At 36.4% G+C, this 24,973-nt stretch carries 29 protein-coding genes; 9 read left to right on the plus strand and 20 right to left on the minus strand.

Annotated elements, in window-relative coordinates; genetic code table 11:
• Positions 1-109: 109 nt before the first annotated feature.
• From MKZ17_RS19615 to adh, 7 genes are all read right to left on the minus strand, one after another.
• Positions 110-415 carry a DUF4870 domain-containing protein gene (locus MKZ17_RS19615; RefSeq protein ID WP_340725372.1) on the minus strand — a complete coding sequence of 102 codons (306 nt, stop codon included), beginning with the start codon at positions 413-415 and terminating at the stop codon, positions 110-112.
• 116 nt (positions 416-531) lie between these two features.
• On the minus strand, positions 532-744 hold the full coding sequence (locus MKZ17_RS19620; RefSeq protein ID WP_340725373.1) for an acyltransferase: 213 nt from the start codon (positions 742-744) through the stop codon (positions 532-534).
• Positions 745-945: 201 nt separating this feature from the next.
• Positions 946-1,434, minus strand: coding sequence for an acyl-CoA thioesterase (locus MKZ17_RS19625; protein ID WP_340725374.1), 489 nt, complete (start codon positions 1,432-1,434; stop codon positions 946-948).
• A gap of 64 nt (positions 1,435-1,498) precedes the next feature.
• Positions 1,499-2,926 (minus strand): aldehyde dehydrogenase family protein, encoded by a 1,428-nt coding sequence (locus tag MKZ17_RS19630; RefSeq protein WP_340725375.1) that lies wholly within the window; start codon positions 2,924-2,926, stop codon positions 1,499-1,501.
• Positions 2,927-2,968: 42 nt separating this feature from the next.
• Positions 2,969-3,943, minus strand: coding sequence for a DUF4003 family protein (locus MKZ17_RS19635; protein ID WP_340725376.1), 975 nt, complete (start codon positions 3,941-3,943; stop codon positions 2,969-2,971).
• Positions 3,944-4,043: 100 nt separating this feature from the next.
• Positions 4,044-4,400 (minus strand): DUF779 domain-containing protein, encoded by a 357-nt coding sequence (locus MKZ17_RS19640; protein ID WP_340725377.1) that lies wholly within the window; start codon positions 4,398-4,400, stop codon positions 4,044-4,046.
• Positions 4,401-4,418: 18 nt separating this feature from the next.
• Complete coding sequence (gene adh, locus MKZ17_RS19645) at positions 4,419-5,945, minus strand: aldehyde dehydrogenase (protein ID WP_340725378.1); 1,527 nt, start codon at positions 5,943-5,945, stop codon at positions 4,419-4,421.
• Between the two features lie 248 nt (positions 5,946-6,193).
• Here adh and rluF point away from each other — a divergent pair, with 248 nt between their 5' ends.
• Complete coding sequence (rluF, locus tag MKZ17_RS19650; protein WP_340725379.1) at positions 6,194-6,898, plus strand: 23S rRNA pseudouridine(2604) synthase RluF; 705 nt, start codon at positions 6,194-6,196, stop codon at positions 6,896-6,898.
• 57 nt (positions 6,899-6,955) lie between these two features.
• Here rluF and MKZ17_RS19655 read toward each other — a convergent pair whose 3' ends face one another.
• The 10 genes from MKZ17_RS19655 to MKZ17_RS19700 all read right to left on the minus strand — a co-directional run bounded on the left by MKZ17_RS19655 (position 6,956) and on the right by MKZ17_RS19700 (position 15,958).
• Positions 6,956-7,447: a cupin domain-containing protein gene (locus MKZ17_RS19655; protein ID WP_340725380.1), complete on the minus strand. Its 492-nt coding sequence runs from the start codon at positions 7,445-7,447 to the stop codon at positions 6,956-6,958.
• A 100-nt stretch (positions 7,448-7,547) separates the two neighbouring features.
• A complete protein-coding gene (locus tag MKZ17_RS19660) occupies positions 7,548-8,255 on the minus strand; it encodes an ABC transporter ATP-binding protein (protein ID WP_340725381.1) in 708 nt (235 codons plus the stop codon).
• Between the two features lies 1 nt (position 8,256).
• Positions 8,257-9,030, minus strand: a complete 774-nt coding sequence (locus tag MKZ17_RS19665; RefSeq protein ID WP_340725382.1) for an ABC transporter ATP-binding protein — start codon at positions 9,028-9,030, stop codon at positions 8,257-8,259.
• Complete coding sequence (locus tag MKZ17_RS19670; protein ID WP_340725383.1) at positions 9,027-9,965, minus strand: branched-chain amino acid ABC transporter permease; 939 nt, start codon at positions 9,963-9,965, stop codon at positions 9,027-9,029. Before MKZ17_RS19670 ends, MKZ17_RS19665 begins: the two co-directional genes overlap by 4 nt.
• Before the next feature lie 9 nt (positions 9,966-9,974).
• The gene (locus MKZ17_RS19675) at positions 9,975-10,850 is read right to left on the minus strand and encodes a branched-chain amino acid ABC transporter permease (protein ID WP_340725384.1); all 876 of its coding nucleotides are present in this window, start codon (positions 10,848-10,850) and stop codon (positions 9,975-9,977) included.
• Positions 10,851-11,011: 161 nt separating this feature from the next.
• Positions 11,012-12,217, minus strand: coding sequence for an ABC transporter substrate-binding protein (locus MKZ17_RS19680; protein WP_340725385.1), 1,206 nt, complete (start codon positions 12,215-12,217; stop codon positions 11,012-11,014).
• A 254-nt stretch (positions 12,218-12,471) separates the two neighbouring features.
• Entirely contained in the window at positions 12,472-13,068 is a 597-nt protein-coding gene (locus MKZ17_RS19685) for a class I SAM-dependent methyltransferase (RefSeq protein ID WP_340725386.1), read from the minus strand.
• 9 nt (positions 13,069-13,077) lie between these two features.
• On the minus strand, positions 13,078-13,554 hold the full coding sequence (locus MKZ17_RS19690; RefSeq protein ID WP_340725387.1) for a methylated-DNA--[protein]-cysteine S-methyltransferase: 477 nt from the start codon (positions 13,552-13,554) through the stop codon (positions 13,078-13,080).
• Between the two features lie 101 nt (positions 13,555-13,655).
• A complete protein-coding gene (locus tag MKZ17_RS19695; RefSeq protein ID WP_340725388.1) occupies positions 13,656-15,134 on the minus strand; it encodes a malate:quinone oxidoreductase in 1,479 nt (492 codons plus the stop codon).
• Between the two features lie 269 nt (positions 15,135-15,403).
• A complete protein-coding gene (locus MKZ17_RS19700; RefSeq protein ID WP_340725389.1) occupies positions 15,404-15,958 on the minus strand; it encodes a cupin domain-containing protein in 555 nt (184 codons plus the stop codon).
• 188 nt (positions 15,959-16,146) lie between these two features.
• Here MKZ17_RS19700 and MKZ17_RS19705 point away from each other — a divergent pair, with 188 nt between their 5' ends.
• Positions 16,147-16,992: a DegV family protein gene (locus MKZ17_RS19705; RefSeq protein ID WP_340725390.1), complete on the plus strand. Its 846-nt coding sequence runs from the start codon at positions 16,147-16,149 to the stop codon at positions 16,990-16,992.
• A 56-nt stretch (positions 16,993-17,048) separates the two neighbouring features.
• On the opposite strand, the gene MKZ17_RS19710 is transcribed toward MKZ17_RS19705, so the two are convergent.
• Positions 17,049-17,306: a hypothetical protein gene (locus MKZ17_RS19710; protein WP_340725391.1), complete on the minus strand. Its 258-nt coding sequence runs from the start codon at positions 17,304-17,306 to the stop codon at positions 17,049-17,051.
• A 106-nt stretch (positions 17,307-17,412) separates the two neighbouring features.
• Between MKZ17_RS19710 and MKZ17_RS19715 the strand changes: the two genes are divergently transcribed.
• The gene (locus MKZ17_RS19715; protein WP_340725392.1) at positions 17,413-18,150 is read left to right on the plus strand and encodes a DUF2268 domain-containing protein; all 738 of its coding nucleotides are present in this window, start codon (positions 17,413-17,415) and stop codon (positions 18,148-18,150) included.
• A 71-nt stretch (positions 18,151-18,221) separates the two neighbouring features.
• Here MKZ17_RS19715 and MKZ17_RS19720 read toward each other — a convergent pair whose 3' ends face one another.
• On the minus strand, positions 18,222-18,875 hold the full coding sequence (locus MKZ17_RS19720; RefSeq protein WP_340725393.1) for a peptidylprolyl isomerase: 654 nt from the start codon (positions 18,873-18,875) through the stop codon (positions 18,222-18,224).
• A gap of 166 nt (positions 18,876-19,041) precedes the next feature.
• On the opposite strand from MKZ17_RS19720, the gene MKZ17_RS19725 reads away from it, so the two are divergent.
• Positions 19,042-19,551 carry a ClbS/DfsB family four-helix bundle protein gene (locus tag MKZ17_RS19725; RefSeq protein WP_340725394.1) on the plus strand — a complete coding sequence of 170 codons (510 nt, stop codon included), beginning with the start codon at positions 19,042-19,044 and terminating at the stop codon, positions 19,549-19,551.
• Positions 19,552-19,675: 124 nt separating this feature from the next.
• On the opposite strand, the gene MKZ17_RS19730 is transcribed toward MKZ17_RS19725, so the two are convergent.
• Positions 19,676-20,182 carry a hypothetical protein gene (locus MKZ17_RS19730; RefSeq protein WP_340725395.1) on the minus strand — a complete coding sequence of 169 codons (507 nt, stop codon included), beginning with the start codon at positions 20,180-20,182 and terminating at the stop codon, positions 19,676-19,678.
• A 166-nt stretch (positions 20,183-20,348) separates the two neighbouring features.
• On the opposite strand from MKZ17_RS19730, the gene MKZ17_RS19735 reads away from it, so the two are divergent.
• The 5 genes from MKZ17_RS19735 to MKZ17_RS19755 all read left to right on the plus strand — a co-directional run bounded on the left by MKZ17_RS19735 (position 20,349) and on the right by MKZ17_RS19755 (position 24,928).
• Positions 20,349-21,236, plus strand: coding sequence for a helix-turn-helix domain-containing protein (locus MKZ17_RS19735; RefSeq protein WP_340725396.1), 888 nt, complete (start codon positions 20,349-20,351; stop codon positions 21,234-21,236).
• Positions 21,233-21,394 carry a hypothetical protein gene (locus tag MKZ17_RS19740; protein WP_340725397.1) on the plus strand — a complete coding sequence of 54 codons (162 nt, stop codon included), beginning with the start codon at positions 21,233-21,235 and terminating at the stop codon, positions 21,392-21,394. Before MKZ17_RS19735 ends, MKZ17_RS19740 begins: the two co-directional genes overlap by 4 nt.
• A 281-nt stretch (positions 21,395-21,675) precedes the next feature.
• Entirely contained in the window at positions 21,676-22,941 is a 1,266-nt protein-coding gene (locus MKZ17_RS19745) for a hypothetical protein (protein ID WP_340725398.1), read from the plus strand.
• Complete coding sequence (locus tag MKZ17_RS19750; protein ID WP_340725399.1) at positions 22,938-23,819, plus strand: ABC transporter ATP-binding protein; 882 nt, start codon at positions 22,938-22,940, stop codon at positions 23,817-23,819. The genes MKZ17_RS19745 and MKZ17_RS19750 overlap by 4 nt, the downstream gene beginning before the upstream one ends.
• Positions 23,820-23,821: 2 nt before the next feature.
• The gene (locus tag MKZ17_RS19755; RefSeq protein ID WP_340725400.1) at positions 23,822-24,928 is read left to right on the plus strand and encodes an ABC transporter permease; all 1,107 of its coding nucleotides are present in this window, start codon (positions 23,822-23,824) and stop codon (positions 24,926-24,928) included.
• Positions 24,929-24,973 lie beyond the last annotated feature (45 nt).

A 24,973-nucleotide genomic window follows, 5' to 3' on the forward strand; every position in this document is an offset into this window, starting at 1 on the left:
ATACATAAATTTCACTTTGCAAATAATCACGCTTAAATGTTCTCTTCCCTAATAAAACGAAAAAAAACCGTAAAACCTGTACTAACAGATTTCACGGCTTTTTCCGATGTTATACCCAACGACCAACAATTGGGTAGTTCCAATCACTATCAGATATCGCTTTAACAATACCAATAATTGGGGCAATCCAGAAGATTGCTAAAAATACTAATAAGAATGGTAATCCTATTAAAATGAATGATAAAAAGCCCGCAATAGCAATTAAAATACCAAATACTACTTGGAATAATAACGCTTGAATGGAAATACGCTTCACATCATCATCTGTACTTATTAAGAAAAATAGAATCGGTACTAAAAAGGGAGCAAAAAATGCACTTGCGTGAACAATTACCTTTGACCATTTAGATTCCATTTATAATCAACCTCACTTTGTTTTCGTTAATTAATTTACGGATAATGTTCAAAAAAGATTCATATTTTATATAAAATTTTAATATTCTTTTGAGGTTGAAATTAGTAAAAGCCTTGTTAATATGGTCCACGATCTTTTGGATTATCTCCCTCTTGAGGAAATAAAAAATACGAAATAATCCCTGTTAATATCGCTGCTCCAATAACAATAAGTATACGATCCCGCCCAACTACTTCTTCATAATTATTCACAAGCATAATATAGGAAGCAATTGCTACACCTAACGATAATGGTAAAACAAATTTTAAACGGCCTACATGAAATTTCATCATCCAACGTCCTTTTCTAGTAAATAATGAATGCAATCTTACCCATATGATACAATGCCAAAAAATAAATTACAAATATCGTCAATTTTAGAAGTTATACTAAAACTCATTTCTATGGACTATATAATCGATTTCATTATTACAGCTAATTTAAAAGGGGATGTCGCTCAGTTATTACTAGCTGGACACCCCCTATCATGATTACCCGCGTCTTTTTTTTGATAAGGCACGTTTTTCTTTCCGGTGCTCTTGACGAATTGGACCCGTTTCGAATAAATGACGTTCGAAATCGGTCTCAGGCTCAATACCTGGAACCTCTTTTGGTTTTCCCTCTTCGTCAATCGCGACCATCGTTACAAAAGATTCTGTCGTTAACTTCTTCGCACCGTTTTTAATATTGCGTGAAACAACCCGAACATAAACTTCCATCGATGTACGACCTGTCCCAGACACAACGGCCTCTAGCTCAATCATATCCCCTGCGTAAGCGGCCGAAATAAAATCTACCGAGTCAATGGATGCTGTCACCACTTCACCTTGTGCATGCTTCATCGCAGCAATTGCCGCAATTTCATCAATATATGCTAAAACTTTCCCACCAAAAATTGATTGATGATGATTCGTATCTGGTGGTAGTACTAATCGAGTTTGAATTGTTCGAGAATAACTCATAGGTAAAGTCGACTTCACTAACTCCCCCCCTTTCCAGCCTTTCATGCTACTCTCTAGTATACCACACCGCTAATCACTACTGTTAATAATTTAATTTCATTGTAATGAGTTTTAAATCTGTCATTTCCTCAACGGCATATTTAATACCCTCTTTTCCGTAACCACTCATCTTTACGCCACCATAGGGCATATTATCAACTCGGAACGTGGGAATATCATTGATAACGACCGCTCCAGCTTCAAGTAAATCCGCTGCCTTCATCGCATCAGTTAAAACGTTTGTATAAATACCCGCATTTAATGCAAGCTCCGACTCATTCACATATTCGATGGCTTCATCTAATGTGTTATAAGGAATGATTGATACAATTGGCGCAAATGTTTCTTCACAAACAACTTTCATATGCGCTTTAACGTTTGTCATTACCGTTGGCGTACATGTACGGTCTGTAAATTTTGCTCCTGTTGCAACAATGGCACCTTGCTGTTTTGCTTCGTCAATCCAGTTTTTGATGCGCTCTACCTCACTTGGATTAATCATGGCACTAACGTCTGTTTTTTTATCAAGCGGATCTCCTACAGCTAATTTTTCAGTTTCTTCAACGAAGAGTTTTGTAAATTCATGATAGATCGATTGGTGAACATAAATACGTTGTAACGAAATACAAACTTGCCCAGCAAAGCCAAAAGCTCCACTTACACAGCGCGCCATTATTTTTTCAAGTGGTGTAGAAGGCTCTACAATAACTGCTGCATTGGAACCTAGCTCTAACGTTACTTTACGAAGCCCTACTTTTTCTTTTATTTTTAAACCGACTGCACCACTTCCCGTAAATGTCACTTTTTTTACAAGAGGATGTGTCACAAGCGTATCACTTAATTCCCCGCCACTCCCTGTGACAATTTGCAGTGCCCCATCAGGTAAGCCTGCCTCCTTAAAAATATGTGCCATCACAAGAGCACTTAGTGGGGTTTGAGATGCTGGCTTTAATACAACGGTATTGCCTACTGCAAGTGCCGGTCCAAGCTTATGGGCGATTAAATTAAATGGAAAGTTAAATGGCGTTATTGCTGAAACAACACCTAACGGAATTCGCTTCGTATAACCAATACGGTCCGTCACTCCCGGTGCTGCGTCCATCGGAATTGTCTCACCTGTCACTTGCTTCGCTGCCTCTGCTGCAAATTGATACGTTGCAATCGTACGATCAATTTCGGCTAATCCTGCTGTGAGGGGTTTAGCCGCTTCTTTTGCTAAAATTTCTGCTAGCTCCTGCTTTCGGTTCCGCATAATGGCTACAACCTTATACAAAATTTCTGCGCGTTCATATGCAGTCGTTTTCTTAAATGATTGAAAGGTTTCATGTGCCCCTTCAATCGCACGTTCTACATCTGCAATGGTTGCCTTTGCAACCCTCGTTAATACTTCACCTGTATAAGGCGCTTTTAACTCTGTAGATTTTTCAGTAGTTTCCCATACACCATTTATCCATAACTTAGTTTGTTTCATTATAATCACTCCTATAATATCTATTCCCATTTTTCAAAAAGACTACGTAAATAAATCCAAAATATCTAGTCCAAAGAAGAATGTAAAATCAAGTAGAAAATCACTTACGTCTAATGCTTGCATAAGCGATGAAATATCCGTTAATTGGACAAGTTTTTCCGCTTCAATCATTTCATGGACGACATAATGTATAGCCGTCATTAAAGGATAAACATGATCTCCTTGATACATTTTTAATGTACTTAATGCTTTCGTCATGTCAGCAATGTTCTCGACTATTGCTGTTGTCGATGCCGTTAATGCCAGTACAGCTAAGTAAGGATAATGTCTTTTTTTTACGAGAATCTCCTTGGATGCTAACGCTGCTTTAATAGCGCTAATGTAATCTACAAATTCAGGTTGAAACTGTTCATTATAAAGCGTTAATAGCTGACAAGCGGCCTGTAAGGAATCTCCACCTTTAAAGCCTTGATTTATTAAATGATCGTAATATGTACGCATTGTTTGTGCTTGTACTTGTGCATCAGCTAGATCTTTTGTTAATAAGACGGCATACGGAATATCATCTTTACCAGTTAAAAAATAATGATGCTTTCTCATCTCTTCATGGAGCTTTTTTGCTCGTTTTGCATGTGCTGCATCATTTAAGAAAACAGCCGCTATATTTTGATACGGACTTTTCTTAAAACCTGCTGCTACTAAATACTGTTCATTTTCGATTAACCTCTCAACTTCCTTTTGAGACGTTTTATGTAATACTAAATACGCCGCTAGTTTATAGCTCAACGTAGACGTACTTGAAAAAGTTGTTATGAGTTCAACAAAGGATTGCTTTGCATTTTCTTTTTGTATTTTTTCCACGTTTTTTTCAAACGCTACACCACTAAATGTTTCCCTTGAAAAAGTATATTGTACTGCTAATGGAATTCGAATCGCGGTCGCCTTATCATAGCCAAAAAAATTCGAAATTCGATCGTAGTTTTGTTGTAGTAATGATAAAAAATTTAGTTTATCCATTTTTCACACTCCTATTTTAATTATACGCCTATTTTTTGTCATAGGAAAAAATAAAAAAGCACGAAAAACAGCAAATGCCTTTTCTCGTGCTTCCTTATGTTTAACTTGATAGATGGTCCAGTTCTTCTTTTGTAAATGCGCGTGAACGGGATAAAAAACGTTTACCTTCTACCCCTTCAAGGGAAAACATCCCTCCACGTCCATTCACAACATCAATGATGATTTGTGTATGCTTCCAGTAATCATATTGATTTTTATGCATATAAAACGGGCTTCCTCCAATATAACCAAGCAATGCATCTTGGTTGCCAACAATTAAATCTCCATCTGGATAACACATAGGCGATGAACCGTCACAGCACCCGCCCGATTGATGAAACATAATGGGACCATGGCGTTCTTTTAACTTGTCTATTAGCTTCAGTGCTTCGTCGGTTGCAACTACTCGTTCAACCAAGTTAAAGCACCCCCTCTCTTAGAAGAAGCCTAAGCGATTTTCATCATAGCTCACTAATAAGTTTTTCGTTTGTTGGTAATGACTTAGCATCATTTTGTGGTTTTCGCGTCCAATACCTGACATTTTGTAACCACCGAATGCCGCATGTGCTGGGTAAGCATGGTAACAGTTTGTCCAAACCCGACCCGCTTGAATCCCACGACCGAAACGGTACGCTGTGTTCATATCTCGTGTCCAAACACCTGCCCCTAAGCCATATAATGTGTCATTCGCAATTTCCAATGCCTCTTCTTTTGTTTTAAATGTCGTCACTGCTACAACTGGGCCAAAAATTTCTTCCTGGAAAATTCGCATTTTATTATGCCCTTTGAAGACAGTTGGCTTAATATAGTAACCTTCTTTAAACTCGCCGCCTAACTCATTTTTCTCTCCACCAATTAAGCATTCTGCCCCTTCTTCTTTACCAATTTGCAAATAGGACTGAATTTTTTCCATTTGTTCTGAGGAGGCTTGCGCACCCATCATCGTATTCGGATCCAGTGGATTCCCCGTTTGAATTGCTTCAACACGTTTTAATACGCGTTCCATGAACTTCTCATAAATCGATTCTTGAATTAATGCGCGAGAAGGGCACGTACATACTTCCCCTTGATTCAATGCGAATAATACAAAGCCTTCAACAGCTTTATCTAAAAATGCATCATCTGCATCCATAATATCTTCAAAGAAAATGTTTGGTGACTTACCACCTAACTCTAGTGTGACAGGGATTAAGTTTTGGGATGCATATTGCATTATTAAACGACCTGTCGTTGTTTCTCCAGTAAAGGCAATTTTACCTATGCGTGGATTCGATGCTAATGGCTTCCCGGCTTCTAACCCAAAGCCATTAACCACATTTAAAACACCTGGAGACAATAAATCTTCAATTAGCTCCAACAACACCATAATAGATGCCGGTGTTTGCTCTGCAGGTTTTAGTACAACACAGTTCCCTGCTGCAAGTGCCGGCGCAAGCTTCCATACGGCCATTAGCAATGGGAAATTCCACGGGATAATTTGTCCAACAACCCCAATTGGTTCATGGAAATGATACGCAACCGTATTGTCATCGATTTGGCTTAATGCCCCCTCTTGTGCACGTAATGCGCCTGCAAAATAGCGGAAATGGTCAATTGCTAATGGTAAATCTGCATTTAATGTTTCACGAACTGCTTTTCCATTATCCCACGTTTCTGCTACCGCTAACATTTCTAAATTTTGTTCCATACGATCTGCAATCTTCAATAAAATATTACTACGCTCTGTTGCCGAAGTTTTCCCCCAAGCATCTTTCGCAGCGTGTGCCGCATCTAATGCTAACTCTATATCTTCCTCCGTTGAACGAGCTATTTGTGTGAACACTTTCCCCGTGACTGGTGTCACATTGTCAAAATACTCTCCTTTTACAGGTGCTGTCCATTTGCCACCGATATAATTGTCGTAACGCTCTTTAAAACTTACTACTGCGCCATCTGTGTTTGGATTTTGATAAACTCCTGTCATTGAAAATTCTCCCCTTTGCATAAAGTTTTTGACATACCTTCTTTAAAGGCCGTGACTTATTCATGCTGAAAAACTTTCTCTTTCAAAAGGTATCCTCATTTAATATATTGTCAGAAATGTTATTTGATTTCAATTTTTAAAACTTCTTTTTTCTGAAAATTATAATATTATTTTAGATTTATTTCTGAAGAGCGAATTTATTCGAGAGATATTGTATACTGAGGTTATTCTATTAGTAGGTGAAAATTATGCGTATAAATAAATTTTTAGCAGAAACAGGCATCGTTTCTCGTCGCGGTGCGGATAAATGGGTCGAAGAAGGCCGCATTACAATTAACGGTGTCCTTGCGACAAACGGTAGTCAGGTAGAAACTGGGGATGACGTTTGTGTTGATGGCAAACCAGTAAAACGTGAAGAAAAGCTTGTCTACATTGTGCTTAACAAACCAGTCGGTATTACGAGTACAACGGAAAAACATATTGAAGGCAATGTTGTCGATTTCGTCAATCATCCACTTCGCATTTTCCATATCGGGCGTTTAGATAAAGATTCCGAAGGTTTACTTTTACTAACGAATGATGGTGATATCGTGAATGAAATTTTACGTGCTGAAAATCATCACGAAAAGGAATATGTGGTGCAAGTAGATAAACCGATTACAGAGAAGTTTCTACATGACATGGGCGCAGGTGTTGAAATTTTAGATACAAAAACATTACCATGTCGTGTAGAAAAGGTTTCTTCTCAAGTATTTAAAATTATTTTAGAACAAGGTTTAAATCGTCAAATTCGTCGCATGTGTTCAGCCCTTGGCTATTCAGTCAAACGATTACAGCGCATTCGAATTATGAATATTCACCTTGGGAATCTAAAGGTTGGTCAATGGCGAGATCTAACTGAAAAAGAGCAACAGGAATTATTTGATTTACTAAACTACACACCAAAGCAGTAACTAATTCTAAATACTATGAAAAGGTGAGGCTGTAACAGAAAATTACAGCTTCACCTTTTATATTTTTTCATACGCCATCTTTTTAATAATTGCCTCGTGCGCTGGATATTGCTCGATTAACTGCTGCTGCGTAAATAACTCAAAATCAGCAAAATCAAAACCGGGTGCGACCATACATCCAACAAATCCATATGTATTGTCCGCTTCTACAGAGGAACCAAAAATCGTATTTTTCTGCACAACGATTTGAGGCTCTTCACCAAGGGCAACATTTAACCCAAGCTTTTTTGCTTCGTAAGTCCCATCTGGATGAATCATATGAACGGTTAAAGCACTGCCACCATGGAAATACCAAACTTCATCTGATTGAAGTCGGTGAAAATGGGAAATATCTTCTGAGCGAAGTAAAAAATAGATGCTCGTATAAAAAGGGCGCTCTCCTCGTTCTAATAATAAGGACTCTTCTGCTCGTAACGTTGAACGATAAAAGCCCCCTTCTGGATGAGGTTGTAATTGAAATCCTTCTATCATTTGCTGTGGATTTAACATCTTCTCACGCCTTTCCTATGTTGATGGATTCATTATACTATGGTTTACACATGAAAAAAGGAGACTTCTCGAAAGTTTCCAATCGAGAAATCTCTCATTTTTATAGTCCACCTAAATAAGCGGCTTTTACTTCATCGCTTTCCTGTAATTCCTTTGCTCCCCCTGAAAGTACGATTTTTCCTGTTTCTAATACGTAAGCGCGGTCAGCAACGGACAATGCCATATTGGCATTTTGCTCGACTAGAAGGACCGTTGTACCCTCTTTGTTTACCATTTCAATAATATTGAAAATATTTTTTACCATAAGTGGTGCAAGACCCATTGATGGTTCATCCATAATAATAAGCTTTGGCTTGGCCATTAGCGCTCGCCCCATTGCTAACATTTGCTGCTCGCCACCAGATAATGTACCTGATAGCTGTTTTCGACGTTCAAAAAGGCGAGGGAATAATTCATATACATGGTCTATATCTTTTTTTATACCAACCCGATCATTTCGTAAGTAGGCACCCAGCTCTAAATTTTCTTCCACGGCCATATTAGAGAATACACGACGTCCTTCCGGCACATGCGAAATACCTGCCTTCACAATAGACTGTGCCGCTTTACCATCAATAGCTGTCCCTAAATATTCGATTGAACCACGTTTTGGCTTTAGTAATCCTGAAATCGTTTTAAGTAGTGTACTTTTCCCTGCACCATTCGCTCCGATTAATGTGACAATTTCACCTTCATTTACCTCGAGGGAGATTCCTTTTAATGCTTGAATATTTCCATAGTATACATCGATGTCATTGATTTTTAACATATTATTGTGTAACCTCCTCACCTAAGTAAGCTTCAATTACTTTTGGATTTGAACGGATTTCCTCAGGCGTCCCATCAGCTATTAATTGTCCGTGGTCGAGGACGTAAATACGCTCACAAATACCCATAACTAAGCTCATATCGTGCTCAATTAGCAAAATCGTTAAGTTAAATTCCTTTCGAATGAACGCAATCAACTCCATTAAATCATGTGTTTCTTGAGGGTTCATTCCAGCTGCAGGTTCATCTAGTAATAAAAGCTTCGGACCAGCTGCTAGCGCACGTGCAATTTCTAAACGACGCTGCATCCCGTATGGTAAGTTTTTGGCGAGCTCGTTTTTGTACACATCTAGACCAAAAATCTTTAAAAAGGCTAATGACTCCTGTTCCATTTTTTCTTCACCTTTAAAATGGCTCGGCAAACGGAAAATGCTCGATAAAAGATTATGCTTAGCTAAACCGTGGTTTGCTACTTTTACATTATCCAAAACAGAAAGCTCTTTAAATAGACGGATATTTTGGAATGTACGGCTAATTCCTTGGCGTGTTACTTTATATGGATCTAACCCACCAATTGATTTTCCATCAAATGCAATTGTCCCTTCAGTTGGTGCATAAACACCTGTTAACATATTAAATGTTGTCGTTTTACCTGCACCGTTTGGACCGATTAAACCGATAAGCTCGCCTTCATTCATATATAAAGCCACATTTTGTACAGCTTTCAGACCACCAAACTGTATCCCTAATTGGTCTACCTTAAGAAGTGTACTCATACACGTGTACCTCCTTTTTTACCAAACTTGAAGAAATGGGTAATTTCTTTTGTTCCTAATAATCCTGTTGGGCGATAAAGCATGACTAAAATTAATACTAAAGAATAAATAATCATACGTGTCTCTGGGAAGCCTTGTAGGTATGTCGAGACAATCGTTAATAAAATCGCTGCAATAACAGAGCCCGAAAGACTTCCTAACCCTCCCAATACGACGAAGATTAAAATATCAAAAGATTTTAAGAAGCCAAATGCTGTTGGTTGAATTAAATAATAATTATGTGCGTATATCGCACCAGCTACCCCGGCAAAGAATGATCCGATTGCGAATGCGACTACTTTATAGTATGTCGTATTAATCCCCATGGCATCAGCTGCAATCTCATCTTCACGAATGGAAATACATGCTCGACCATGGCGAGAATTCGTAAAGTTTGAAATTACTAAAATCGTAGCAAATACACCGAAGAATGCATATGTCCAAGTAGATTGATGCGTCACCTGCATTCCTGCCGCACCACCCACATAATCAATATTTAAAAAGACAATCCGAATAATTTCAGCAAATCCCAATGTAGCAATAGCTAAGTAATCCCCTTTTAAACGTAATGATGGAATGCCTACTAAAAGACCAGCTAATGCGGCCACTATAGCACCAATTAAAATCGCTGTAACGAATGGCATACCGAGCTTCATCGTACAAATAGCAGAAATGTAAGCACCTACTGCCAAAAATCCAGCATGCCCAATCGAAAACTGACCAGTAATCCCAATAATGATGTGCAAACTCACGGCAAGCATAATATTAATACACATCGTAATAAGCATATTTTGATAGTGGTACCCGACTGCACCCGTGTTAATTAATACTTGAATAATGGCATAAATAACAAGCGCTAAGATAGTATAGCCCCAAAAGATTTTAGACTTTTTCATGCTTTCCACCTACACTTTCTCGCGTGTATTTTTGCCGAAAATACCCGCAGGACGTAAAATTAAAATTAAAATTAAAATCACAAATGCGGCTGCATCACGCCATAAGGAGTAACCAAGAGCCGATACAATCGTTTCAACAACACCCAGTACTAATCCGCCGACCATTGCTCCGGGAATAATCCCAATACCACCAAGTACCGCTGCGATAAATGCTTTAATCCCCGGCATAACACCCATTAATGGATCGATACGTGTATAATAAATCCCAAAAATAACACCTGCCGCACCTGCTAAAGCTGAACCAATTGCAAAAGTTGCAGAAATTGTTCTGTCTACGTTAATTCCCATTAATCGTGCTGCATCAGCATCATGTGATACTGCACGCATTGCTTTTCCGATTTTCGTTTTATGAACGATAAATTGTAGTAAAAGCATTAAGAAAATCGATACTGACAAGATGAAAATAGCTAGCGTGCTAATTTGCGCCCCAAAAATTTCAATGTTTGTTGTAGTAAACACTTTTGGATACGCCTCTGGTGAAGCTCCTCGGAAGAAAATTACTGTATACTCAATTAATAAGGAAACCCCAATTGCAGTAATAAGTGCTGCGATACGTGTTGCATTCCGTAACCTTTTATAGGCAACCCGCTCAATAATAACCCCAATTACTGCACAAAGAATCATTGCTAATACTAATGCTAAAAAGATGTTCATTTCCCATCGTGCAATTGCATAAAAACCAATGAAGGCACCAAGCATAAACACATCACCATGGGCGAAGTTAATTAGTTTAATAATTCCGTATACCATCGTATAGCCAAGTGCAATGAGCGCATAAATACTGCCGAGAGATATCCCGTTCACAAGCTGCTGTACCCATTCCATACACTTCACTCCTTTTATCTTTTGAAGTATGTTCTTATAAAAAAAAGGAGGGCAAGTTCGCCCCCCTTACTTGTTTAGAAAGACATATCTTGTACGAATATTACGCAAGATGATGTCCCTTCTTATGTCGAAGGAAAGCTGTATTTTCCTAGCGACCAAAATTAAGGATTAACTTTCGAGTTGAACTGTTGCTTACCGTCTACGAATTCTAGAACTGTTGCTGATTTTACTGGGTTATGGTTTTCATCAACTGAGAATGTTCCTGTAATTAAGCTAATATCCTTTGTAGCTGCAAGTTGTTTTTGAATTGCTTCCCCTGTAATCTCCCCATCCACACGCTTAATTGCATCTACAATAAAGTAAATAGAATCATAACCTAAAGCGTGGAATGCATTTGGTGCTTGGTTATACTCCGCTTTAAACGCTTCTACAAAGCCTTGAATTTTTGCATCTGGATCTTCAGAAGAATAGTGATTAGTAATAAATGTGTTGTTTAATGCTTCTGCACCAGCTAAATCCACTAAAGTTGGTGAATCCCAACCATCTGCACCCATTAACGGCGCATTGATGCCTAATTCACGTGCTTGCTTTACAATAAGACCTACCTCTTCGTAATAGCCAGGAATAAAGATGAAGTCTGGATTTTTTCCTTTAATATTTGTTAATTGTGATTTGAAATCTACATCTTTTGCTACGTACGCCTCTTCAGCTACTACTGTCCCACCATTCGCTTCAACCGTTTCTTTAAATGAGGCAGCTAAACCTTTTGCATAATCAGAAGCATTATCTGCAAAGATGGCTACATTTTTTACACCAAGCTCATTTGTTGCAAAGTTTGCTGCAACCGTCCCTTGGAAAGGATCAATAAAACACGTACGGAATGCATATTCATTTACTGAACCATCATCATTTACAGTTACATTAGGCGCTGTACCTGATGCAGTTACAATTGGCACCTTATGCTGTTTTGCAATTTGAACAGTTGCTACTGAGTTACCCGAAGTAGCTGGCGCCAGCATTGCTACTACTTTTTCTTGCTCTGCTAAACGAGTCGCTGCAGCAGTTGCTTCTGCTGTTTCTGATTTATTATCTACAGCAACTAGCTTAATTTTTTTACCGTCAATACCGCCTGCAGCGTTAATTTCTTCAACAGCTAATTTTGCACCGTCATTGATTGATGAACCATATGAGGCTACGCCACCTGAAAGCTCTAAGTTAGCACCAATTTTTATGACATCTCCAGTTACTGTGTTGCCACTTGAAGAGCTTGAATCGTCACTTGTTCCACAACCTGCTAATGCCCCCGTCACAAGCGCTGTCGCCATAAATAATGAGCCATATTTCTTCATCTTTCTGTACTTTGTCATCATTGACTCCCCCTAAAAAAGTAAAATGTTTGATATTTCTGATAATTATACTGAATACCCTACTCTACGACAATCTAAATTTAAAATATTCTGAACAATAGTATTGTTCTCATTTATTCCAACTTCTGTATTGTAATAGAAACATAATTATTAGTCTAGTGTGATTTTTCTGTAAATTATGTATATTCTGAGTTGATTAAATTTACAATCAATTACTTGTCGATAATTTGTAAAATTTAATCAACTCAGACTTACTACATTCTGAAAACGACAATTCGTTCATTTTCGTTTTTTTCGTGTGGTAGCTTTACATCTAAAAGAAAATCTACTGCTAATTCCTTTTGTAAGTACGCTATATATTCTGGCGAGGGATAATATAAAATGAGGTCTACAAGACGGGGATTTTTTTCAATTGAATTAAATATTTGCTTTATAAATTGACGAAATACATGCACCGAAAAGGGGTTAAAGAAGAAGAACACATTGTCTTGCTTTTTAATTTCATAATTTTCAGCTAAAACATTTATAAAGCGGATGGATGCCCCCTTTTTCTTCATCTTTTTTAAATATTGCTCCCTATTGTGCTCAGCTTCTACAAAAAATTTCGGATCCATTTCAATGCCCGTAACAGGAATATCAAATTGATGATGAATATAAATTGGCACACGACCTTTACCGCAACCAATATCAAGGAAATGTGCATTTGGTGGAAGCTCATAGTGCTCAAACAACTGATCTAACCCACTATAGGGTGTCGGTTCATAGCGATGGTACTGAACAAGTTTTGGAAATCCATATTGAAATCCTGATGTATTAATATTTAAATGCTTTTCATACTGTTGTTCATTCATCTGACCCGCCTAGCCCTTCTTTCTAAATTTCTGTTCATGAGCTAAGAGCCACTCTTTACGCCATAATCCACCTGCATAACCTGTTAACTTTCCATTCGCCCCAATAATTCGATGACATGGCACAATAATACTAATCAAATTTTTCCCATTCGTTGTCCCAACAGCACGTACTGCCTTTTCATTTCCTACAAACGAGGCGATTTCTTTATAGGAAGCCGTTTTTCCATAAGGTACTGTTGTCAACGCTTGCCATACTGTTTTTTGAAATACTGTTCCTTCCAGGATGAACGGAACAGTAAACACCAAACGTTCTCCTAAGAAATACTCATTCAATTGTTCGAAACATTGCAAAACAACATTGGGCGTATTGGCTTGTTTCGTATAAAGCTCCTGTTCTCTTTTGGCAAATAATACAGAGAAAATTCCTTCCTCAGTTCCTTTTATTTCAATAATACCAAGGGGGGAAACATAATCTAACGTATACATATCGATACACCCTTCCTTCAAATATTAAAATTACGACAGATTGTAATTAAAAGAACCTTTAATCTCTCACAGATTAAAGGTTCTTTTCTATAAAAATTAGCTTACTTTAAGCGTAAAGCTTCTGCTGTTGTCGTATGAATTTCTTTTAGTAATTCTGGGTTTTCTACTAATTTTGTGCCGTATGAAGGAATCATTTCCTTAATTTTTGGCTCCCAAGCTTTCATTTCTTGTGGGAAACATTGCTTGATTACTTTTAACATTACAGATACTGCAGTAGAAGCACCTGGTGATGCACCTAATAATGCAGCGATTGATCCGTCTTGAGAGTTAATTACTTCAGTACCGAATTGTAATGTACCTTTACCAGCGTCCGTATCTTTAATAACTTGTACACGTTGACCAGCTACGATAATATCCCAGTCTTCACTCTTAGCAGCTGGAACGAACTGACGTAACTCTTCGATACGTTTTTCTTTTGATAATAGTAATTGCCCAACTAAGTAAGTTGTTAAATCCATGTTTTTCGCACCACAAGCTAATAATGTAAATAAGTTATGTGGCTTCACGGAAGCGATTAAATCCATATTTGAACCTGTTTTTAAGAACTTCGGAGAGAAGCCTGCGAAAGGTCCGAATAATAATGATTTTTTACCATCGATATAACGAGTATCTAAGTGAGGTACTGACATTGGTGGAGCACCAACTGCCGCCTTACCATATACTTTTGCATGATGTTGGTTAATAATGTCTTCGTTTTTACAAACTAAGAATAAACCGGAAATCGGGAATCCACCAACGTGCTTAGATTCAGGAATACCTGATTTTTGCAATAACTCTAAGCTACCGCCACCAGCACCTAAGAAGACAAACTTCGCTGTATGGTATTCTACTTTACCGCTATCTTTATCGTGTACTTTGACTTCCCAAGTACCATCTTTTAAACGTTTTACGTCACGCACATTGTGGTTGTAGTTCACGTCAGCGTCTTGCTTTTGTAAGTTATCGATTAACATACGTGTTAATGCACCGAAGTTCACGTCCGTACCCGAATCAATCTTTGTTGCTGCAATCGGTTCTTCAGAATTACGATCATTCATAATTAATGGAATCCATTGTTTTAAAGTTTCAGGATCATCTGAGAATTCCATACCTTCGAATAATGGATTGTTTGCCATTGTTTCATGACGCTTTTTAAGGTACTCTACGTTTTTCGTACCTTGAACCATACTCATATGTGGCAATGGCATAATGAAATCTTGTGGATTTGAAATTTGACCACTTGCTACAAGGTGAGACCAGTATTGTAAAGACTCTTGGAATTGCTCGTTTACATTAATTGCCTTTGTAATATCGATTGTCCCGTCTTTTTTCTCACTTGTATAGTTCAGCTCACATAAAGCGGCATGTCCTGTTCCTGCGTTGTTTAATTCGTGAGAACTCTCCTCACCAGCTTTTGCTAAGTTCTCAAAAACTGTAATTTTCCAATCCGGTGCTAATTCTTTAAGTAAAGTTCCTAAAGTTGCACTCATAATTCCGGCACCAATTAAGATAACGTCTGATTTGATATGCTTGTTACTCATTTTTACCTTCCCTTATATATATATTAAGATTTGCAGAACTAATGTAAGCGCTCCCTTTATTATCGACAAAATAATAAAAGAAATCCTACTCATTCTGTATCATTTATTACCTTATTGTAGTGTAACACAATTGTTAAAAGATTAAAATATATACAAATCCCTTAGCAGGAAGCAATTGAAAAGGTTGTAATTAACGAGAAAACTAACAACAATTGTAAGCATTTTTTGTATTATTGTTGTTAAATTCTGTATTTTTAAATAATATATTTCTACTTTTTTATTACCTTGCCTGTATATTTCTCTAATGCGGCATATCGATTTTTTTTATGCGCTCGACTAACGATAAATTTAAATAAATTACGTTGTAACCAGTACGGAATTCCTGCAACTAGCGTATTTTGCATCGATAAAATAAGGGCCGTGTAAGCAATATCTTTCGGGTTTCCCTTTGCATCTACAAGTCCATCGTCTATTAGTCCATAGTGAATTCGTACAGAATCCTCGAAATCACTAGGTGGAGTTAAGCGAACATGAAAAATGACAGGCTCATCATGGTTATTTGTAAATGTATGGGGCATGTTTAATGTTACTAAACGACGATCACCTGACTTCAGAATATGTATTTCCTTCCCCACTGTTACGGTTAAACTTCCTGAAATAACTTCAAATTCCTCTTCGAACTCATCATGAATATGTAAAGGTGGTCCAACTCCTTGAGGTGGTAATGATACCTCGATCAATAAATATTGCCCTTTCGTTTCTTTTGCTGTTTCTACAAAAGTAATTTGTTCACCAGTTACTTGATTTTTTACAGTACGCTGCATAGTTCCCCTCGTTTCCAAATATATTAATTCCATCATAATATAAAGGGATTTTATAACAAATGAAGAAGTAATAATATATCTTTAAAAAATAAATGGTACAAACATCACTGCCAACACATGACAAATGTAATTAGTTCATCTATGTTATTCAATATAAAATTAGTTTTGAATGGAATAGGGGGATTTTTATGCGAATTTTTACAGACAGCGGTTCTGACTTATCAAAGGACTTTTTTGAAAAGGAAGAGGTTCATTTATTTCCACTTCGCGTATTAGTCAATGGGACAGAATATGACGATATTGTTGGCATAACTACCGATCAAGTATATGCTGCAATCGAACAAGGAGAACAGCCTAAAACATCACAAGTTTCATTGGACGTTTTTTTAACAGCTTTTGAAGAGCTTGCAAAATCAGGGGAGGAAGGAATTTATCTTGCCTTTTCATCTGAGCTTTCTGGTACATGCCAAACTGCTATAATGGCCAAAAATCAAATTCTTGAAAGCTATCCAGATTTACAACTAGCTATTATTGATACAAAATGTGCTTCATACGGCTTAGGGCTAATTGTCAAAGAAGCAGTGAAGTTAAATAAATTTGGCATTAATTTTGATGAAGTAGTTGAATCTTTAACAAAAATGGCACAATCGATGGAGCATTTATTTACTGTTGGCGATTTAAATTACTTAGCAAAAGGTGGTCGCGTTTCAAAATCGAGTGCTTTTGTTGGTGGACTACTCAATATTAAGCCTATTTTAAATGTTGAAGATGGGAAGCTTGTTCCACTTGAAAAAACACGCGGCTTTAAAAAGGCGACACAACGTATGATTGCGTTAATGAAAGAACGTGGTGGCGATTTTTCAAATAAAACAATTGGTATTTCTCATAGCAATGATGAAACCCTTTTATATGAAGTAAAGGTTGCTATTGAGGAGGCATTAAACCCAAGGGTGATTGAACAAACAACGATTGGCTCTGTTATTGGTGCCCATGTAGGCCGTGGAACAATTGCTATTTTCTTTACAAATGATTAATTTTCTCACAATAAATTGGCGAAAAGGTGGATTCCAAAAGGATCCACCTTTTAATATTAAAAGAAGAATAGTGAGGCCAATGCAATACCAGTAATTGCACCTAGTGCAATTCCGTAACCGTAGCCGTAACCAAAGCCACCGAATCCCCAGAAGCCAATGCCATACCCACCGCCAACATTATCAGGCATAAGCCAAACCTTCCGATTATCTACTTTTGTGATACGTCCCATGTGTACATTGCCTCGATTATCCGTAATTCGTACACGCTTTCCTTGATATTTACAGCATAAATTATAGGCATCGGATACATTCATCGTTGTTTCCCCTCCTTTCACCAAGACTATCTTCTAATATATGTTTCAATTTTGCGCACACACGAGCGCATCGTCTAATTCATATATTGTGAAAAAGGGGATTGAAATGCCCGTTATCGATACAAAACATCTTTTTGAAAATACCGTAAATCGAGATCTTCTTGTAAGAGATTTATTACTCCCTATTTTTACTGGAGTCCCCCCTGAAGCAATTCAATATGAAATACTCCAACAAGGCTTAATGCAGAATGGTAAGATTCTGTTAACACTAGATGTTTGGGCACTTGTAAATCATCAGCTTCAACAGCTGATGCACGTATGGGATGGTCCAGACATTCCTATTTATATCCTTCCTATTAAAAATGGATTTGTAAAAAATGGCGTAGCTTATCAAAACGGAATTTGTCTCTTCGTCTCTCCAAGGGTAACGATTAAAGAATTACATGCCTTATTTTCCCACGAATATCACCATATGTGCCATCGCCAATTTATAAAGGAGCCCCCAACATTACTCGACTCGCTTATTATGGAAGGACTTGCAGAACATGCAGTGGAGGAGCTATTTGGTGAGCACGCTTTAAGTTCGTGGACTAAGCTATATACAATGGATGAAGTAAAAAGTTATTGGCAAACTCATTTCGTCTCTGCTCTTCAAATAAAAGGACTACACAATCATAAACCGTTTTTGTTTGGAGATGAGCTAGTAGGTTTGCCTCCATGGATAGGTTATTGTACGGGCTACCGAATCATCCAATCTTTTTTGGAGAAGCACGGCCCGATGAATCAAATCGAATTAATGAAGATGGATGCATTTCTTTTAACAGAAATGGCTGGATTTATTTAAAAAGTGCTCAAATAAAAAACATCCCACTAGCTAAAAGAGATATCTCTACTAGCAAATGGGATGTTTACTATTTATTTTTGTACGACAGGCGCTGGGTAATCAAAGCCTTTTGTATCTACTTCTACTTTTTTCATTTTTTGATCTTCTATTGGTTTATTATTACCATCACGCTCAGCTCCAACGATTGCATCCACAACGTCCATACCTTCGATGACTTTACCAAAAGCCGCGTACTTCCCGTCTAAATCTGTTGTCTCTTCTACCATAATGAAAAACTGTGATCCTGCTGAATCAGGTTCATTTGTACGTGCCATTGATACAACACCGCGCTCATGAGCTAACGTATTTTCAAAGTCATTAGAAGAGAATTCACCCTTAATTGTATAATCTGGCCCTCCCATTCCTGTTCCATCTGGATCGCCGCCTTGGACCATAAAGCCTGGAATGACACGGTGGAAGATTAACCCATTGTAAAAGCCCTCTTCTATAAGTGAAATAAAGTTGGCCACTGTATTTGGCGCTACCTTAGGCTCTAATTCCATCACAATTTGCTCATCATTTTCCATTGTAATTGTAACAATTGGATTTTCTTTTACTTCTGATGCATAGTCTAAATTTTGTGGCTCTGCATCCTGTTTTGAAGAATCATTATTACATGCAGTTAATACTACTGCAAGTGCCATTATGATAAGCATGAATAAAAATTGTTTATTTCGTGAATACATTGTAATTTCAACTCCCCTTTTTTCTAATGCTATTCAACCATATTTTTCAATTCGAAACAACTACTCATATTTTTCTCTCAAAGTATAAAAATATTCATTATTTTACAACTATTACTTATAATCAAATTATACACTTGATAAAACATATTGAATTGGAGAAATGATTATGGAAAATCCTCACAAACAATTACTAATTGAAAATTGCCAAGAAAGCTTTGACCGTTTATTACAACTAATTGAAAAGATACCTCCTCGAAAGAGATTACTATCCATCGAGACAGCAGATCGAGATAAGAACTTCCGAGATATTTTAATGCATTTGTATGAGTGGCATGCAATGCTGGAAAGATGGTACGTTGAAGGAATGTGTGGCGATATCCCCTCAATGCCTGCCCCAGGTTATAAATGGCGTACACTCCACCAATTAAATATGAAAATTTGGGATCATTATCAGGATGTTACATTATCTAGTGCCATTAAAAAACTAACACTTAGTCATCATAGAGTAATTCAACTTATTGAGGCGCATACCGATGAACAAATTTTCACAAAAAAATATTACAAATGGACAAAAACAAGCAATCTCTATAGTTATTTCGCAGCCAATACTGTTCATCACTATGATTGGGCATTAAATAAATGTCTTAAAATTGCCGAGGAAATTAAAGCACAATAAAAGAGCAGCACCTAATAAAAAATCAGGCTTCTTTAAAAAGAAAAGCCTGATTTTGCTATAGAAATTGATTTTCGCTCCGAGTATACCTTCTAGGGGCGTACTCTTACCTGAACCTCAAGCCCTTTTATTCTTGCGCATTTAACACAAACGTATGATAGGCAATACCTTTATACTCCTTATCCGATGTCACTTTATATACATAATATTGCATTCCTTTTATATCAGGTACAATAAAAGACTCCTCTTTCACCTCAATTGGGATAATCTCGTCTCCTTGGTAAAGCATGAGTTCAAAATGATTTCCTTTCGGTAACGTGCTGTAATTACTAAAATCATATTGAATTTTAACAACTTCCCCAATCTCAACTCTCCCTATAGGTAAATTGTGTTTCACTTCAACATCTTTCGGATGACGGGGTTCCATTTTTTTACACACTTTTATATCTTTGTTCCAACAAAATCGATCTGGATAAGCACTAAATGCTGCATCTTTTATAATAATACTCACTTCACGAGGTTCAACATTTCCCACATAAACAGATTGTGTGTTCTCTATGGATAGAATTTCATCATTATTTGTACATCCGCTTACAATAAAAAATGTAACAAAAATTAATAAAAGTCGTTTCATCCTTCGCCCTCCTACTGTAAATATATACCACAATTATACATGACATCATAACATGTTCAATCTGCATTAATTTATTTATAAATTAAATTAATTGAAGGTATTTTTAGATACAGCTAGAAATAATATTATATAAGGTTACATATTACTTATTAAAGGATGAAACTAATTGAAAAGTGAAATCGGAAGTAAACTAAAACTCATTAGAAAACAAAAAGGATTAACACAGCAGCAATTAGCCGATGGAATTTGTACACAAGCAATGATTAGCCACTTTGAGAAAGGAGAATCAATCCCATCAAGTGTTGTCTTATATGAATTAGCTGACCGTTTGTCCATTGATATAAATGAATTCTTCACCGATCTTAAGCCCTCAACAAAACTTTTAGATAACCATAACCATATTCATCAACTAATTCGAAAGCTCGTCTCCCAGCATGACTATCCTTCTGTAAAAATTCTTGTAGAGGCAGAATTAGAAAAAAAATTTAATTTATCTTCTGAAGAGTTGGTTTTCTTGTACTGGCACAAAGGTATTTGCGAATGGGAGATTTCAAAGGATGCCCTAAGCGCACTTACTCTCTTTGAAAAGGCACTCAAAATTCCTCTAGATTCTAATAGCACATTGCCTATTTCAATTCGAAATAGCCGCGCAATCATCCATTTCAATCAAAGTAACTACACACTTGCGTTAGAAGAATATGAACGTTGTCTAAATCTTATTAAAGAAATTAAAGATGTAGATACGAGCATCGTTAAAAAAGTATATTTCGGATTATCGAGAGTTCATTTATACAATGGACAATATGAGCTTGCATTACTTTATTGTGAATCTGCTATTCAACTAGCTATTCAACAAGAATCCCTTTATTTACTTGGGGAACTGCTCTTCCAAAAAGGGCGCATTTATATAAAAACAAATGATTGGTACCATGGTAAATTTGCTTTAACTCAAGCAAAAACCATTTTTGAGATAGAAGGGAAAATTGAAAACATTAAAGTAATTAATAATTTACTTTATAAAGATGGAGAAAATGAGGAGGAGTTTCAAGAATGAAAAAAGTGTTAAAGATTTTATTCGTTTCTACTTGTTTAATATGGTCTATCTCTCTTTCAAGTAACCTGCTTCTTTCTACAAATTCTGAGAAAGCTTTTTTTGATTATGTTGTGCCTTTCGGTCCTGATGATGATGATATCAAAGACGTACACAATTAAAGAAAACAATATACTAATAACAAAATAAATATATTAATTTTTTGAAGGAATCAATAAAATATAATCGAATATATAAAAGTACATGTATTTTTATTTACGGTGGAACTTATCTTATACCTACAATCTATCTGAAATTGAATAAAAACAGCCAGTAGCAGGTTGTCTTCGCTACTGGCTGTTTTTATAGCTGTAATTAAACGACTACTCTTCATCCTCATAGACTTATAAACATCGTAAATCTTAAATTTTCTGACAAATGACATTTCTGTGGAGGTGGTAAATTGATTCGACTTTTTCTATTTGAAATAAAAAAATTATCGCGTTCTTCATACTTCAAGTTTTTACTAACCTTTTTACTAGTTGTTGTAATTTCTTTCTATGTATACGCTTATGCGAATACAACGTCCATTGATACGATTATAGCTAGTGAACAGGATATGATATACCTCGCTGAGCAACAAGTAACTGAGATTAAAAATAAAATTGATGCGGGGATCGAGGAGCCTGGCCGTAATCTACAACAAGATTTAGAAATCACTGAACAAATACTTGCCCAAAATTATGCAATACTAGATGCACTCGAAAAACAAGACTGGTCCACTTACTCCACTCTACTCGCTAAAAATTACGAATCCTCCGTACAAATAGCGAAAGGAGAATTGCTTCAACAATCAATTAATAAATATATGTATCCAACACCGTACACTACCATATCCCTTGGTGATAAATATAAGTGGATGCAGCAACATGCAATTAAACCTGTATTTCCTGTACATTACTTTTCATGGATGACGGCTTATGATGAGGAATTTACTGATCCGGTTATTGAAAATTTCGTTCTAACATCCTTTAACAAGCATTCATCGACTGGGATGTATTTTTCCTATGAATTATTCGAATATGGACTTTCTCTTATCGGAATTATATTTTTACTGTTCCTTTTTAGCGATATTGTAACAAAAGAGGGCTATGGGCGAAATGGGCCAATCCAATTTTTAAGAACACAACCAATAAAACGATATCAGATTTTATTTGTGAAGCTTTTTACGGTATTACTTATTTCTATATTCCTTATAGCTCTAATATGGGGAATCGCTTTGCTTCTCGGTATTATTTTTGATGATATTGGTGATTGGTACTATCCTGTACTTATTTATGGAGCAAATGATGTTTTATCATTTATGGCAATGGGAGAATTTTTAATTAGGAGCTTTAGTTTATTTATCCTACTTTTATTATTTAGCTATTCGCTCTTATTCTTTTATTCCATTATTACAAATCGTGCTATCCTGGCATTAGGTTTGACCATTACGACCTTTATATTAGGTACGCAAATAGTACCTCAAACTTTCCAATATAATTTTTCTCATTGGATACCATTTCACTATGTAAATGTATTCAAAATAGTAACAAATGAATATGCATTCCTTCATGATCAATTTTCATTTTCATTACAAGTAGGATTATTGTCACTTTTAATAAGTAGTATTGTGCTATTAGCTCTGACATTTACTATTGCAAAGTTTAGAAAAGGAGGAATTGGATGATTGTCGAGGTAAAAGGGTTATTTAAAAAATATAAGAAACAGCTCGTATTGAAAGGTATTGATATTCAAATAGAAGAACCTCAGATTATTGCATTAGTAGGTCCTAACGGTTCGGGAAAAACCACTTTAATGAACAGTTTAATGAACTTATTACCTTTCCATGAAGGTAGCATTCGGATTCTAGGGAAAAAGCATAACGATACTTCCTTATTTTATGAGGTTTCCTATTTACAAGATAACCGTATTTTATATGGAGATCTAACTGGTTACGATCACTTACGTTTCATATGTCGCATTCAAAAACTCCCTCGCGCTCGTATAAAAGAAGTAGCAGCATATGTAGGTATGGAAAGCTACTTAAAAAAACGTGTCCGCAGTTATTCTCTCGGTATGAAGCAACATCTTTTACTGGCAATGGCGATTATTAATCAGCCAAAATTAATCTTACTTGATGAGCCTGTTAATGGACTTGATCCAACTAGTGCCATTCACATGAGGAGTATCCTTCTAGATTTACATGAAAAAGGAACAACTATTATTATCTCTTCTCATAATTTAGATGAAATTGATAAACTGACAAATAATATTTATTTCATGAAGGATGGTGTTCTCTTAAAAGAATCATTAGAGGATTATTCAACAAGTCGCTACAAACTGACTGTATCTGATTTCGAGAAGGCAAAGGAAGTATTAGCTGGACAAGATGTGAATATTTCCTTTGACGATGCAACCATTTTGTTTGAAGAAACGGAAGTGTCACTCCAATCAGTTATTCATAGTCTTAATATTAACGGCATGGAAATTAACAAAATAGAAAACTATAAAATTGGTGCTGAAAAACGTTATATGGAGCTTTTTGAAAGCGAGTTGGCGAGATGAGAATGTTTCAATTTGAGATAAAGAAGATTTTCTTTAATAAACGACTTCTTTACTTGTTGCTCTTTCTTCTAATTGGAATTGCACTATTGTTTGCAAGGAACTTTGCCTTTCAAGAATCGATTATGAAAGAACGAGAACAACAAATAATTTCGTACATTCAACAAGGTCAAAAAATTATTAACCAATATCAAACAACACTTGTTAAAGATCCAAATGATGAAAATACGAAGGCATTGCTTGTCATGATGACAAGCATGGTAGATACGTTATACGAAACCCGAACAGCATTTATCGAAAATGATTGGAAACAGGAGCTAGAGAAAGAAAATCAATTTTTAAACGATGTATTAGCATTTAAAGCAGCTGGCGGAGATTACGCTCTACTTAACGATACGATACAACGAACAGTAGCTACGAATAAGCAACTACTTACATCAAATATCCCTCCCGAAGCTGAAGGTTATAGTATTGCAGTGCCAAATTATTTGAAACAGGTTGTGGATATTCTTGTAAATTTCGGGGCTATTATCATTATACTTATTGTAATAGGTGATATGCTGACCGTTGAATTTGAGCAACGAAGTATCAATTTTTTATATACTCAACCGTTGAAAAAAAGTACCATCATCCATAGTAAGTTTTGGAGTGCAGTTGTTGTGTATGGCTTAGTTATATTTTGTGGACTAGCCACCGCCTTTGGAATTAGTGCTATGTTTGGCAAACAAGGTACTTTTTTATACCCTTTATTAGTTGAACAAGGTGACCAACTTAACTTTTTGACAATTTCAGAGTATCTCTTTTTCGCACTAACTTCTACAACGGTAATTGCTCTATTCGTTATTGCTCTTTGCTTATTAGTTAGCCTTATTTTTAAACACTCAATTGCTACATTACTCATTATAACGGTCATTCTAATTGGGGGTTATTTGTTACTTGGTCAACTAACATTTCCTTCAAAGGAATGGTTGAACCCCTTCCAATATGTGTTTACGAAAGAGACAATAATGTCTGTTGGGCACGACTGGTATAAAGGGATTGCAATTACATTATTTTTAGCGCTTCTTTGTTATTTACTAGCAATTCTACGCATGCGCTTTATAAGAGTATAATCCCCATATATAGTTATAGCTAAAGGCTAGTTTCCTTGTCCACTT

Source organism: Solibacillus sp. FSL R7-0682, from assembly GCF_038005985.1.
Taxonomy (GTDB): Bacteria; Bacillota; Bacilli; order Bacillales_A; family Planococcaceae; genus Solibacillus.

Bases quoted from the DNA above. Each gene is read 5' to 3' on its own strand.
- MKZ17_RS19615 (WP_340725372.1), bottom strand. From the start codon at position 415: ATGGAATCTAAATGGTCAAAGGTAATTGTTCACGCAAGTGCATTTTTT.
- MKZ17_RS19620 (WP_340725373.1), bottom strand. From the start codon at position 744: ATGAAATTTCATGTAGGCCGTTTAAAATTTGTTTTACCATTATCGTTA.
- MKZ17_RS19630 (WP_340725375.1), bottom strand. From the start codon at position 2,926: ATGAAACAAACTAAGTTATGGATAAATGGTGTATGGGAAACTACTGAA.
- MKZ17_RS19635 (WP_340725376.1), bottom strand. From the start codon at position 3,943: ATGGATAAACTAAATTTTTTATCATTACTACAACAAAACTACGATCGA.
- adh (WP_340725378.1), bottom strand. From the start codon at position 5,945: ATGACAGGAGTTTATCAAAATCCAAACACAGATGGCGCAGTAGTAAGT.
- rluF (WP_340725379.1), top strand. From the start codon at position 6,194: ATGCGTATAAATAAATTTTTAGCAGAAACAGGCATCGTTTCTCGTCGC.
- MKZ17_RS19655 (WP_340725380.1), bottom strand. From the start codon at position 7,447: ATGTTAAATCCACAGCAAATGATAGAAGGATTTCAATTACAACCTCAT.
- MKZ17_RS19660 (WP_340725381.1), bottom strand. From the start codon at position 8,255: ATGTTAAAAATCAATGACATCGATGTATACTATGGAAATATTCAAGCA.
- MKZ17_RS19665 (WP_340725382.1), bottom strand. From the start codon at position 9,030: ATGAGTACACTTCTTAAGGTAGACCAATTAGGGATACAGTTTGGTGGT.
- MKZ17_RS19670 (WP_340725383.1), bottom strand. From the start codon at position 9,965: ATGAAAAAGTCTAAAATCTTTTGGGGCTATACTATCTTAGCGCTTGTT.
- MKZ17_RS19675 (WP_340725384.1), bottom strand. From the start codon at position 10,850: ATGGAATGGGTACAGCAGCTTGTGAACGGGATATCTCTCGGCAGTATT.
- MKZ17_RS19680 (WP_340725385.1), bottom strand. From the start codon at position 12,217: ATGACAAAGTACAGAAAGATGAAGAAATATGGCTCATTATTTATGGCG.
- MKZ17_RS19685 (WP_340725386.1), bottom strand. From the start codon at position 13,068: ATGAATGAACAACAGTATGAAAAGCATTTAAATATTAATACATCAGGA.
- MKZ17_RS19690 (WP_340725387.1), bottom strand. From the start codon at position 13,554: ATGTATACGTTAGATTATGTTTCCCCCCTTGGTATTATTGAAATAAAA.
- MKZ17_RS19695 (WP_340725388.1), bottom strand. From the start codon at position 15,134: ATGAGTAACAAGCATATCAAATCAGACGTTATCTTAATTGGTGCCGGA.
- MKZ17_RS19700 (WP_340725389.1), bottom strand. From the start codon at position 15,958: ATGCAGCGTACTGTAAAAAATCAAGTAACTGGTGAACAAATTACTTTT.
- MKZ17_RS19705 (WP_340725390.1), top strand. From the start codon at position 16,147: ATGCGAATTTTTACAGACAGCGGTTCTGACTTATCAAAGGACTTTTTT.
- MKZ17_RS19710 (WP_340725391.1), bottom strand. From the start codon at position 17,306: ATGAATGTATCCGATGCCTATAATTTATGCTGTAAATATCAAGGAAAG.
- MKZ17_RS19715 (WP_340725392.1), top strand. From the start codon at position 17,413: ATGCCCGTTATCGATACAAAACATCTTTTTGAAAATACCGTAAATCGA.
- MKZ17_RS19720 (WP_340725393.1), bottom strand. From the start codon at position 18,875: ATGTATTCACGAAATAAACAATTTTTATTCATGCTTATCATAATGGCA.
- MKZ17_RS19725 (WP_340725394.1), top strand. From the start codon at position 19,042: ATGGAAAATCCTCACAAACAATTACTAATTGAAAATTGCCAAGAAAGC.
- MKZ17_RS19730 (WP_340725395.1), bottom strand. From the start codon at position 20,182: ATGAAACGACTTTTATTAATTTTTGTTACATTTTTTATTGTAAGCGGA.
- MKZ17_RS19740 (WP_340725397.1), top strand. From the start codon at position 21,233: ATGAAAAAAGTGTTAAAGATTTTATTCGTTTCTACTTGTTTAATATGG.
- MKZ17_RS19750 (WP_340725399.1), top strand. From the start codon at position 22,938: ATGATTGTCGAGGTAAAAGGGTTATTTAAAAAATATAAGAAACAGCTC.
- MKZ17_RS19755 (WP_340725400.1), top strand. From the start codon at position 23,822: ATGTTTCAATTTGAGATAAAGAAGATTTTCTTTAATAAACGACTTCTT.